The 12,682-nt window shown below is 58.0% G+C and carries 7 protein-coding genes; 2 read left to right on the top strand and 5 right to left on the bottom strand.

Annotated elements, in window-relative coordinates; all coding sequences use genetic code 11:
• Positions 1–72 precede the first annotated feature (72 nt).
• Both L1A08_RS10425 and L1A08_RS10420 read left to right on the top strand, forming a co-directional pair.
• Positions 73–2,049 carry an HlyD family efflux transporter periplasmic adaptor subunit gene (locus L1A08_RS10425; protein WP_238756331.1) on the top strand — a complete coding sequence of 659 codons (1,977 nt, stop codon included), beginning with the start codon at positions 73–75 and terminating at the stop codon, positions 2,047–2,049.
• Between the two features lie 329 nt (positions 2,050–2,378).
• Complete coding sequence (locus L1A08_RS10420) at positions 2,379–4,241, top strand: HEAT repeat domain-containing protein (protein WP_238756330.1); 1,863 nt, start codon at positions 2,379–2,381, stop codon at positions 4,239–4,241.
• A gap of 140 nt (positions 4,242–4,381) precedes the next feature.
• On the opposite strand, the gene L1A08_RS10415 is transcribed toward L1A08_RS10420, so the two are convergent.
• The 5 genes from L1A08_RS10415 to L1A08_RS10395 form a co-directional block, all read right to left on the bottom strand.
• Entirely contained in the window at positions 4,382–5,176 is a 795-nt protein-coding gene (locus L1A08_RS10415) for a ferritin-like domain-containing protein (protein WP_238756329.1), read from the bottom strand.
• A 31-nt stretch (positions 5,177–5,207) separates the two neighbouring features.
• Positions 5,208–6,377, bottom strand: a complete 1,170-nt coding sequence (locus L1A08_RS10410) for an ABC transporter permease (protein WP_238756328.1) — start codon at positions 6,375–6,377, stop codon at positions 5,208–5,210.
• A 34-nt stretch (positions 6,378–6,411) separates the two neighbouring features.
• Positions 6,412–7,776, bottom strand: coding sequence for a DUF1552 domain-containing protein (locus L1A08_RS10405; RefSeq protein ID WP_238756327.1), 1,365 nt, complete (start codon positions 7,774–7,776; stop codon positions 6,412–6,414).
• A gap of 11 nt (positions 7,777–7,787) precedes the next feature.
• Complete coding sequence (locus L1A08_RS10400) at positions 7,788–10,238, bottom strand: DUF1592 domain-containing protein (RefSeq protein ID WP_238756326.1); 2,451 nt, start codon at positions 10,236–10,238, stop codon at positions 7,788–7,790.
• Positions 10,239–10,789: 551 nt separating this feature from the next.
• On the bottom strand, positions 10,790–12,637 hold the full coding sequence (locus tag L1A08_RS10395; RefSeq protein WP_238756325.1) for a hypothetical protein: 1,848 nt from the start codon (positions 12,635–12,637) through the stop codon (positions 10,790–10,792).
• Positions 12,638–12,682: the final 45 nt, after the last annotated feature.

Genomic DNA, 12,682 nt, shown 5'->3' with positions numbered 1-12,682 from the left:
CAAAGCCGAGAAGAGAATACTGGTCGTCCCGCTGGAATCGCTGTAAGATCGAACACCGGACATCAACTGTTCTTGCCCCCAACGTCGGAAACTCCAGCAGCCGTGCTTGCTCATCGAATCTCTGCCTTCGTACTTTTCCTTTCCGCCTTCTGCGGGAACCATTCGATCGTCGCGCAGGAAGCCGGTCGTAAGCCGCTGCCCGAATATGACCGGACCGTAGAAGCTCCGCTGTTTCAGCTTCGCCCCGCTCGAATTCGTTCTCTTTCCGCTCCGGGTAACGGCAAGATCACTCATCTGACCGTCAATCTCGGCGATCATGTCCGCCGGGGAGATATCATCGCCCGGGTTCAGGTCGACCGTCTCGATGCATCTGTCCGTCGCGCCATTGGCGACATTTACGCTCTGCGGCAACAGCAGACCGCGGCTCGGACCGCAGACGAAACCGAGAAGCTGGATTCTCTGAGCCGCCAGTTGGATGCCTCGAAGGTCCGGCTCCGGGAAGTCGCCGAACAGTTGCGGAATCTCGCGATCGTTTCCCCTTGTTCGGGGATTGTCGATCGTCTACAGGTCCTTCCCGGGGAACAGACGCGACAGGGGCAGCCGCTCCTCAGAATTGTTGAAACCACTCGACTGCAGTTGAGAGTTCCCATTGATGCCACCAATCTGAAGCCCGGTCAGGAAGTTCCGGTTCTGCTCGGCCGGGGACGGACAGTCGGCACAATCGCCGACGTTGTCGCCAATGACGGCTCTGCGGATCTGTATGCTCCACTGCTCCGGCAGGCGGCCATCGCGATCGTCGTTCTTGGCAACGACAATCAGGCTCTCAACGATGGAGAATTTGCCTATCTGCCGATCGCTCCGCTGGCGCTTCTCCCCGAGACATTTGCCCGGACCCTCGATAAGCTCAGTCCTCAGGTCAAAACCATCTCCGAAGCCGGGGAACTGTCAACGATTCCGATATCAGTCATCGGCCCCGCCGGAAATGGGAAATTGCTCGTCGCGGGGGGATTCGCCGAGGACGAACGCATTGTTCGGCCGGCTCCTCCGGAAGAAGGCAGTCCAACAGAGCAGTGGGAACCGGTTCCTGAAACTTTGATTTTCACCAAGCAGGAATCAATCTACTCCCCACGGCAGTTCGCATCCGCACTCCCGGCTCTGGCGGAGACGCTGCCCGAAATCGCCGCCGTCTCCCACGAACAAGGCGAGAGCACCTTCAAGTTCTCTGGTCCCTTCGAACGCCCGGACATCCTTCAGCACCTCCTGATGCCGGACGAGTATCCGCTCTGCCTGACCAGCGAGAAGAAGGCGGCCGAACTGCTCGGGATTTCCGCCGCCGATATGGCATACTTCCGGGAAGTTCACAGCTACTTTCAACAGGAAGCCATTCGCCGTCGTCTCGCAATCAAACAGATTGACGACCTGAAAGGAGCCACACCGTCCGGCACGTTACCCGACTACGTGGAGGCGGTCGGGCAACTCAACGACGACTACGTCGCTGCCGCGTCGATTGTCAGTGATTATCGCAATGAGGAAGCCAGGCTGGCGGCCTGGATTTCAGGGTTTGGAAATCAGGTCCTCTTTACGAAGACCGGCCAATCGCTGCTGGAACTGGAAGACTCGCAGATTCGTCAGATGCGGCAGATGCGGCAAATCCTCGACGAACAGCGGCAGGACATGCTGGCGAGTTATCTCAACGGTCGAACGGACCGTGATAAACTGATGGAAGATTCCCGCCAGATGCTTCAGGCCTGGTCTTCTGACCTTGAACTGGCGATCTCACCGAATCAGGCCGAAACGTTGAAACTGCTGCGAATCGAAGCTCCTGCCGACCCCTCTCCCGCAAAGGCGACCCCGGCAACTGCATCGTCGGTTGAGCAGTCCGAGGACGATGACGAGCCGGCCCCACGAGTCGCGCTCCCGGCGGCTCTCCAGCAGCCTGCGGAATCTCCCCTTGTCCCTTACCTGATCTTCGGCGGGGGCGCCCTTCTCCTGATCGTCGTAGCGATCACCGGCTTTGTCCTCTTCCGTCGCCGCGGACGAAACTCCTAGAGCAATCCGCTCCTGCTTACCAGCGCCGCGCATGGCAAACTGATCAGTCATACCCGGCGACGCCGTGCCTGGTGGCATCCGCCGTCCACGCAGCCCCCCCATCTGCATTCACAATAGAGAAGCTGCGCAAGAGCAATCGGTCCGTCTTCCGATTCTGAATTTGCCGCGCATTTCGGTTCGATAAATGAAAGGGTTCGTACCGGTCAATGCGCCGGCTGTACACGACGATCAGAGCAAAGCGTGCCAACCGCTTTCGTCCAGACGTCACATTCAGGGAAGGGAGTTGTCGTCATCCGCAGGATGTGACTTCAACGGGGGGAATCAGAGCGATGCCAAGTATTAGAACATGTCTTACTTACGGCCTGCTTGCCGCTTCGGTGACTGGCTGCCAGTCCGTCCGCTCCCTGAAAGACGGAATCGCCGAGAAGATTCCCACAGGGCGTTCGCGGGAAACCGCCGTCGAATCAGCCGCCGTCGCCGCTGCTGCCGAGCAGGCTGAAACAGACGAGGAAGCTGTTGAGCAACCTTCCGAGAAACCTTCCAATGACGGTCTCGAGGTCAACACGGCCAGTTTGAGAAAAGAGACGCCCGCAAGCGGATCCACTGCAGAAGTGACTCCGTCCACAGAGACCGCTCCGGCTGTGAAGACCGACACGGCGGAGACGGCTGGTCAGGATCCAGTCGCCGAGCCGGCAATCGAGCAGAAGATTGTTGCTCAGCCGGAAGCAGAGCCGCAGAAGTCAGAAGGTCGGATCTCCCGCTTCTTCGGAATCTTCCGCGGGGATCGCGACAAAGCGAAAAGCGAGAGCTCTCAGCTCACAGCGAGCACTACAGCCCAAACTGAGCAGCCCCAATCGGAAACAGAGCCGACCGAGCCGACAGAAGTTGCGCTTGGCTCAACAAGCGACACCGATCTGCTCAGCCAGCAACTCAGCGAGCTGAACGCCGCTTCCGGACTGACACAGGAAGTTGCGGACGCGACCGCTCCCGGGAAATCCGCTGATGAAATTCAGCAGGCGAACCTGGCTCTCAGCGGACACGATGATGCGGCCTTCGATCTGATGTCGTACGGCGATGCCTCGATTCCCACAGCGGAACTCGAATCGGCCGTGCTGAACGTGAAACAGACCGCCGATGCCACCGTGCCATCCAGCGACGATCTCGCCCCGTGGGCCAAACCAGAAACGGCAAAGACCACGGTTAAGAAAGCTGCTGCTGATGCTGTCGAAGAGTTCCCCTGGGTGAAGGAAGCTCAGGAAGCCGCCGATGTTCCGGTCGCCACAAAACTGATCAGGGACGCTGTCGAGACGGCCGCTGCTCCTGTGGAGAAAAAAGGCGCCGAAGAGGTCGCTGAAGCCAAAAGCAAAGAAACTCAGCCCAGTCCGACGAAAACGGTCATCTCTCCAGAGATTCTGACTCTTCTGGATGAGGCTCTGGGAGATCGGGAATGGCGGAACGCCGGCTCCTATCATAACCCGGCCGACAGCCGCGAGCTGTCGGCAGAAGTTCAGCAGATTCGCCAGCTGCTTCTCAGCGAAGACGCCAACCTGCGGATTCAGGGCCTGCGGCGAGCCTACGAACGGGGTGGCGATTCCGTGGCCGTCTCGCCGGAAATCGTCGAACTGATGAGCGACAGCGATCAGAACGTCCGGGCGCATGCCGCCTGCACGCTGTATCACTGGAATCAGCAGATCGATGCCGTGACCTCGACGCTGGGCGAAGTGGTGACTTCCCAGGATCAGAAGGCCGTTCAACTGGCCGCGATGTACCTCGGGGATATGTCCCGCCAGAGTGAGACCATTGTTCCGCTCCTGGAAACAGCTCTGCTGAGCTCAGATGGACTTTCGGCTCTGTACGTGTCCGAAGCTCTTCTGAAGCACAAACCCGATCATGTCGACGCCATGCTGCGTCTGACTCATCTCATGCGTCATCAGGACACTCAGGTCCGCTGGCTGACGGCTCACGCTCTCGGCTCGGTCCGGGGCGACCTCAAGCCGTACGCCGTCGAAGCCCTGCGGTCTGGACTCCGCGATGTCGATGATCAGGTCCGCTGTGCCTCGGCTCTCTCACTGGGTGGCCTGGGCGATGCTCCTCAGGTTGTCGTGGCCGAGCTGACTTTCATCTCGAATCACGGGTCACCTGAAGTTCGCGATGCCGCCAACATCGCTCTGGACTGCCTGCAGAATCACTGATCCAATTGATCAGCCATCGAATTCGAACGCCGCGGAGCCACCCTCCGCGGCGTTCTTTCGTTGAACGAACCGGTAAGACCTGAAACAAACTCAGGCAAGGATTGGTGCCCGTGCGACTGCAGGAGAAGCATGAAAATGCTCTAAGACTGCCGGTCATTCCACATTTCGAGCTTCTCCACGAATTCAGGCGGCATTCCGGCAGCCAGTCGCGCATCTCGTACGAACTTCTCGCCGCGAGCCTTGGAGGGACGCACCGGCCAGTGCAGATGCTGAGCCCAGAATTCCCACAGGTCCTCGTTCTCGCCCGCCGAGGCACAAAGCCATTCCCAGCCGAAGCGTACGTGCTCGATTTCGTCGCGATGAATGATTCGCATCAACGCCGCGCTTCGCAGATCCCCAACGGCGTCGAACGCTTCGGCAAACTCGAGCGAGTGATCCAGATTCGCTCCTTCGAAGACGAGCGGAAGTCCCGCCACATAATCGACGACCGACTCAAAGTGCTGCACCTTCTTCCAGATGTAGCAATTGACGGGCAGGGAACCAAAGGGCACCCCCAGACGCGAAGCTCGTTCGGCATGCATCCGCGTATGCTTCTGCTCATCGCGAATCACGTTGGCAAGGCCCAGCCGGAACTCGCTCGGAGCCTCGGGAAAGGCGAGCAGCACCCAGGCCATCGCCTCAACGGCCTGCAATTCATGATTGGCCATGATGTGATGGGCGATGCCGCGTTTGACCGGATCGTGAAAGCTGCCGAACTTCGGCATCCCGGGAGCCGTTCGCGGCGAAGCGAAGATCAGTTCAGGACTGCGTGCTGGCACTTCAACCCGAATGGCGGCTCCGGGCTCGTTATCCGTCCATTCGCCATCCCCGATCGAAAGCTTTCGCTCCAGCTCTTCCGAAAGCAAAATGGTTTCGGCAAATTCACGGAGTTCCATCGTTATCTCACCAGGCCGCACAGGTCGTCCATCAAAACAGAATCCGCTCAATCCACGGATGCCCGGCATAGTACAGTCCGACGGTCAACAGCGCCGTGAAGGGCGGGGTCAGCAGGAGAATAAGCAGCAGATCGCAAAGGATCAATTGAGCAGTCAACCAGCGACTTGCCCCCAACGCCTGAAATGTCTGCATCTCATCCCTTCGAAGCTGCAGCGAGAAGATAACGACAACGGTGAACAGCACGCCGACAATCACGCCGAGAGCCAGCACGATCCCGTCAACCACTCGCTGCACATTCACAAGAACGTTGACCAGCTGTTCGACCACATCGACAGGGCGGACCGTGAGCAGATCGGGATCGGCCTGTTGACGTCCTTCCCAGATCAGTCCACTCCGGTTGTCCGACGGGAAGACCAGGGCCGCTGTCAGCGGGAACTGGTCCGGCTCGCCGTGAAAGTGGAACGAGTTCTGATTCTCCTCGTTGACCTCGAGGAACTGAACACCGGCAGCAGCCAGCTGAGCGTGAGCGGCTCCAGCAGTCCCACCGTCTTCGGTCGTATGCAGAGCCGCATCGTGACCGTGTCCGATGCCTTCCAGCAGCCAGGCCGTCCGCACGTGAACGAACACCGCCCGATCGTCGCTGGTGCCCGTCGGCGCGAGAACACCTTGAATTCGCATTCTCAGAGGCAGTGCCCCGACCGGTTTCAGAAAGGACTCGCTGTCGCTGATCAGAAAATCGCCGACGCCGAGTTCCAGCTTTTTCGCGACCTCGGCTCCCAGCATGCAGTCGCCGAGCCGTTCCCACTCCGAACCGTGATGAAGAAGCAACCGACGCCGCCGGAAGTATTCGAGCGTGGTCCCGACAATCGGGTACTCACGCGTGGAGTACTTCACATGCAGCGGAACGGCGGTGACGAGTTCGTCTTCGGTCAGAGACTCAGCCTGCCCGTAGGTAAACGGGGGAAGATCGATCTCTTCGAAATAGAGACTGTTGACGGTGAGATCCGCCGCACTGCCTGGCGATCCGACAACAAATGGAGAGCCCTGCGCTCGACGGAGCAGGGCCTCCTGAATGGTGCCGGTCAGCAGGTGAACGGTAACCGGAATCGCGATCGTCAGACAGAGGCTGAAGGTGAGCAGCACCGTCCGCAGCCTGTGATACAGGGCGTATCTCCAGGCCAGAAACAACAGGCGACGCATGCTCGGTCTCGATTCCTCCTGTCCGGTATCGGACTCAGGACAGGTTGCTTAGTCGTCCCGTGCTGTCGCCAAACTTCTCGATTGGACAGCCAACGCGATCGAGCATCGAAAGATAAAGGTTGGCCATCGGGGTCTCTTTTTCGTACTCCAGATGACGCCCCGACTTGATTGTCCCCGATCCGTTACCGGCGACAACGATCGGCAAGTCGTGATGCTGATGGCGGTTGGCATCGCTGATTCCACTGCCGTAGAGGATCATGCAGTTGTCGAGCAGCGTCCCTTCGCCTTCGGGAATCGTCTTGAGCTTCTGCACAAAGCGCGAGAACTCGGTCACCAGATACTGATCGATCTTCTGCAGCGAAGCGACCTTATCTTCATCGTCACGGTGATGCGACAACTGATGATGTGCGCCCTTCACTCCGATGTTCGAGTACGTCCGATTGGAACCGCCATCAGCCAGCATGTATGTGGCAACGCGGGTCGTGTCGGTCTGGAAGGCCAGCAACAGAATGTCGTACATCAGCTGAATGTGCGAGCTCATCTCCGCCGGAACACCTTCCGGAACGTCGAAATCAGGGGGCACGACGTTCTTTTTGGGGGTTTCACGGCCGATTCGCTGTTCGATCTCGCGAACACTGGTGAAATACTCATCCAGCTTCTGGCGGTCGGTCGTACCAAGCTTGCCTTTCAGGCGATTGGCATCCTCGGAAACGAGATCCAGAATGCTCGTGCGATAGAAGTCCCGTTCCTGCCGCTTTTTGACGTCCGTCACCGAAGTTCCAAAGAGGCGTTCGAAGGCCAGCTTCGGACGAATTTCTTTCGCCATCGGCTGGTTGGGAGACTTCCAGGAAATATTCGACTGATAGGCACAACTGTAACCGGAATCGCAGACGCCAGCTTTTCGTCCGGCTTCGATTCCGATCTCCAGCGATGGAAGGTGAGTCTGCGCCCCGAGCTTCGCGGCTGCGACCTGATCGACGGAAGTCCCGACGAAGATATCCGCTCCCCCCGTCTTTCGAGGCTGAGAAGCTGTCAGGAAGGACGCCGAGTTGCGAGCGTGATCGCCGCCTCCATCGCCGTTGGCGCGGGCTTTGTCATGCGTCAGACCGGAAAGAAACAGGCAGTCATCCTTCACAGGTGCGAGCGGCTGCAACGTCTTCGAAAGCTCAAAATCGGAACCGGTGCCTTTCGGCCGCCAGTCCGGCATGATCGCTCCATTCGCGAAAAAGATGAACGCCATGCGGGTCGGCGTCGCCGGTGCCGCGACTGCGGGAGCGGCCAGAGCGGTTGAGGTCATCGCTTCCAGCCAGGGCAGCCCCATCACGGCTCCTGCTCCACGAAGGAAGTTACGTCGATCCACGGCTACGTTGGCAACACTGCGGCGGGCTTTTGAGGTCATCGCGATCTTTCTCAGAGAGAGGTCGTGTGGCGTTCCCGGAAGGCGGGGCTCTTCACTATCTCGACGATCAGGCGGGAAATCCGGTAATGGTCGGCGCGGGTGGCCGCAATAATATCGTCAATCGTGCAGCGGTCGTACCATTCTAACCCTCGGCCTACGGCGTACGTCAACATCTTTTCAGCCATGCACCGTGTAAAGTCGTCCGGCTTTCGGCTGAGAATGTCGATTAGTTCGCTTGGGCCATTGAACGAAGTTCCATCAGGTAAATCGCCCTGGGCATCGATGGCGTGCTCACCGTCCTTTTCGCGCCATCGACCAATGGCATCGAAGTTCTGCAGGCCGAAACCAATCCCGTCCATTAATTTGTGACAGGAACTGCAGATCGGATCCTTTTGGTGAAGTACGAGCTGTTCGCGGAAGGAAAGATTCGGATTGGCCGCCTGGGTTTCCTCGAGTCCTGGCACGCTTGCCGGAGCAGGCGGGGGAGCCTGAGCCAGGATGTTTTCCAGGACCCATTCACCCCGTTTCACCGGTGATGTCCGATTCGGGAAGGACGTCAGCGTCAACACGCCAGCGTGTGCGATCAAGCCACGGCGAGGTGTCTCTTTCAGGCTCACCTTCTGGAAATCGTTTCCCTTGATGTTTTCCAGCCCGTAGAGCCGGGCCAGCGATTCATTCACGAAGGTGTAATCAGCCGTGATCAGCTCCGTCAGACTCAGATCCTGTTCCAGAACGTGAGCAAACAGCAGCTCGGTCTCCCGCTGCATGTCCGTGGCCAGCTTGGTGTTGAACATTGGGAACAGATCTTTATCCGGCGTTGTCTCCGGCAGACGTCTCAAGCCGAGCCACTGGCCGATGAAATTCTCGGTCAACGCCTGCGACTTCTCATCCTTCAACATCCGTCGAACCTGCTGTTCAAGCACGGCCTCGTCGGAAAGCTTCCCGGACCGAGCCAGCGCGAACAGTTCATCATCCGGCATACTGCTCCACAGGAAGTAGGAGAGCCGGGATGCCAGAGCGAAATCATCGAGCGTCACGTTTTTACTGCCGCTCGAATCTTCTTCGCCTTCAATACGGAACAAGAACTCGGGAGAAACCAGAACGCCCTGAATTGCAACCTGCATCGAGCGTTCATAGGACTCCCCGCGAGACTGAGCAATCTCGAAGATCTTCAGATAACGGTCGAGTTCGCCGGGGCGGGTCGGACGCCGGAACGCCCGTTCCACCAGCGGAGCCAGAACCTTGCGGGCCGCTTCTTTCGGTGGGAGATCCTTGCCGGGCTGAGCCACCATCAGACGACGATGAGCAGCCGGGAAGCTGTCGAGCGAAAGCTTCTCCGGCCCCTCGATTGCCGCCGATGACAGATACAGATTCCGATCCCGACGCTGTGGATCTTCCGCATCGGGATCGTAATGGTCGTTGGCGAAGCGGATCTCCAGCTGATGGTCACCGACCTTCAGATGTTTGTTCCATTTCACGGTTCGATCCACCCGATGCCCTGGAACGTCGTGCGTTCCGACAGGCTTGCCATCGAGTTCTATTTGAACCTGAGCGACTCCGTCACCGGCCTGCGAAGCCGAGACGACCACTTCGAACTGATACTCTCCTTCGGCTTTGATACGGAATCGTGCTGTCGCGAATCCGTTGGAAGCGAACGTCACCGATCGTCCCGAAGCTCGCCCTGATCCCCCAAGCTTGAACCGTTCCCCGGCCCATTGTTCCTTGAGCCGCAACGATTCCGGCAGAGTGATGGCCACATCCACGGCTTTCTCCGAAGCTTCGATATATCGCTCCATCAACAGCGGAGATATCGTGAGCACATCGCCAATATTATCGAAGCCGTAGCCGACATCATCAGCCGGGAACGTCGAAGCGAGGTCGACGTTGATGCCCAGAAGATCACGAACGGTATTATTGTACTCGATCCGATTCAGCCGACGGACCGTAACCCGACCCGGATTGTCGACGCCCCGGCAATCAAAATGATTGAGCTGACGATCGAGCCAGTCGGCGACTGCGGTTCGTTCCTCCATCGAAGGAAGTTCCATATCGGATGGCGGCATCGAACCGACGGCGATCTGCTGATGCACCTTGTGCCAGAAGTCGTGCCTCTCGAGCAAATCGGGCTGGCCGGAGATATTGTCGAAACGAATCCCTTCCTCCTGCAGATCGGCTCCATGGCAGTCGGCACAATATTTCGAGAGAAACGGAGCGATCTTTGTGGCGAATTCGTTCTTCGGCTCAGCCTGAATGCGGGCACTCTCCTCCGACAGGTTACCCGTGGAGGCGGAGGGAAGCATGTAACTGCCGCCGATCAGCAAACCGACGATCGCGATCGTTCCCAGAATCAACTGGTAAGGTGCTCGACGTTTCGTCGAACGAACCGCTTCCTGACGCCTTTGTTCTCCCCGCTTCAACGGAGCAGGGGGGAGTTCAGCAACCTTTTTCCGACGCTTCGCCATGGCTGGCTTGCGGGATTCCGACTTCTTCGATTCAACTGCAGAGGATCGCGTGAGGCCCCTCTTCGTGTTCGGCTTCTCTCCATTCTTCGTTGGAGCTTGAGCCGCAGCTTGAGCCGCCGCGAGAATCCGTTCACGGGAGGGGAGATCGATTTTTGCTCCGCACTGCGAACCGGGACAACGGACTTGTTGGCCGGCACGATCGATCCGAATGCGGAGTGCCTTCCGACAACTCGGACAACGATATCGAAACTCTTGCATGGCAGAATCTGAACGGCAAAGGAAGGACGTATGAGGACATGCCGCTGGCGCAGCAGCTGTTCAGGAGGGATGCTGAACATATATCAGCACTATTTGATTTTATAGAATGAATGAACTTTCGAGTAGGGAAAACTGAGGAGATTGCGGCGAAAGCGTCAATTCTCGAAGGTGAACATCATGCGACAGTTCGAACGGGTCGCTCTCCCACATCGTCCCTATTTGGGCGACTCCTGGTCTGAAAAGCGGCATTCTTACTCACGCGGTACGGATCCCACTTCAACGTGTACACGGTTCTAAAAGCGGCGGACGGAGGTTTTAACGGGCGACTGGTCGACATTCTGTAAATCAATCCTTGTCATTTCCCATTTCCAGTCCGACTCTTCACGCCGGGGCGAGAGCTGAATCCGGGCGGTGTAGCTGTTGGCCCGTTCGTGGATGTGCCCCCAATGTTCAAGTCGTCCGGGCACGGTCCACTGGCACAGGTACGAGAACTTCAGGTGATCGAGATCTTCGACATTCGCGTCAACCAGTTCGCAGGCTCCAACGTCGACACGTCCAGCCTTCCCTGCCGATCCTCCCTGGCTCTCAATCGTGAGGGACTCTCTGATCTCAAGGTATAGCTCCCGCAGCAATTCTTCATCGGCGACCTTCGAGAGTTGATCGAAGACGGCTCCTTCGTCGCGGAGATTCACCGCCTGATAGATCTGCCCCAGCAAATCTGCCACGACATCCGGTCCGTCTCCGGTTAAATCGGCAACCTCGCGTCTGGCCTCCAGCATCTGCTGACGAAGCCCGACACCGATTGCAATGTCAGCAGCGACAATCAACACCAGTAGACCTGTAAAGGCAGCGACCGGAAGTTTGCGACGGATGAGCAGCAGAACAATCAGCAGAACGAGCGACAGTCCTGCTCCCCCCCACAGCCAGCGGAGATCCTGGAGCGATTCGGCCCGCAGCTCATCAAGCCGCTCGGTCAGTTCGGTGTTCTCCGCTTCCAACGTCGAGGACGATCGCCCCGCAAGAGACTCGCTCGACAGGTTGACCGCGATCACGTTCTGCCCGTCAAAGGGACGGATCATGTCGGCTGTTGTCTCTTCCCCTTGAACGATGGCCAGATTGACCTCGTAGAGATGCTCGTTGAAGACGTCCCAGGTCAGCTGGCCCGAGGAGATGCTCTCGCTCACCGGAGCGCTGAGAATAATCCCAACGCGGGCGTTCGCAATGCTGACAACTTCCGGCTCGCGCTGCTGCGAAAAGTCACGGAGAGCCACGCCGAAGAACTCGATGCGGTCCGTCATCAAGTCCTGCTCACGGCCTTCGAACTGCAACGACACGTTCTTCTGAAAGAACGCCTCGACATCGCTCTTGAGCTGCGTCTGGTCGTCGAGATCCAGTTTCCCATCCGGTTCCAGTTCAACATCCAGAGACCCCAGGAGTGTTGCCAGTGGTACGAGAGCTTCCAGTCGAATCTCATTCGGCTCAATGTAAAGAAAGGCGTATGTCGCTCCGTACGACTGAATCCCCAGCGTCTCGGTCTGACGCTGTTCCAGGATCTCCTGAGGAGACATGTCGGCATCAGCCGCTCCGCGTTCCTCGATAGCGGCGAGATGAATCGTCCAGGGCTGATCGGGAAGCAGAATCTTCTGTTCCCGACGTCCCTGCAGCGGCTTGACCTTGACCTGTACTTCGGCCGGAAGAACAACCTTCTCTCCGGTGAAGCGATGTAGAAAAGTCAGATATTCCGGGCGGTCTTGAAACGTGAATTCGAACTCGTAGAAGACCTTGAAGTACATCAGCTGTTCAAAAGGAATCGGCTCATTCGGCAGATCCTGTGTATCAGCCCGCAGGAATTTCGGTTCGAGACGATCGCCATTCCTGTTGAGGATCAGAAACCGTTCGGCCAGAAACGTCTGATGCAATTTCACGCCTTCCTGAACCGTCTGGACGGAAAGTGCGTTGTCGTCCCCGAGCGGCAGGTTGTGGAACAGATAAAGGTCTTCGGTAAAGACTTCGATCCGAACCAGTAATCGCTCCTGTTGACATTCGACGTAGACATCCGAAACGGAGATCGGATGAGCTCGGCAGTCGGTGCGACTTACGAGAATCAGCAGAAGAATCACGAGAGCTTTAAAACCGTTCACTTGCCGTTCGACCTGTTCGCCAGAGGAGTCGTCCGGATACGAAGA

The sequence above is a fragment of the Rubinisphaera margarita genome, assembly GCF_022267515.1.
GTDB lineage: Bacteria > Planctomycetota > Planctomycetia > Planctomycetales > Planctomycetaceae > Rubinisphaera > Rubinisphaera margarita.
The sequence above is the reverse complement of the archived record's forward strand: the minus strand, read 5'-3'. Positions and strand labels throughout refer to the sequence as shown.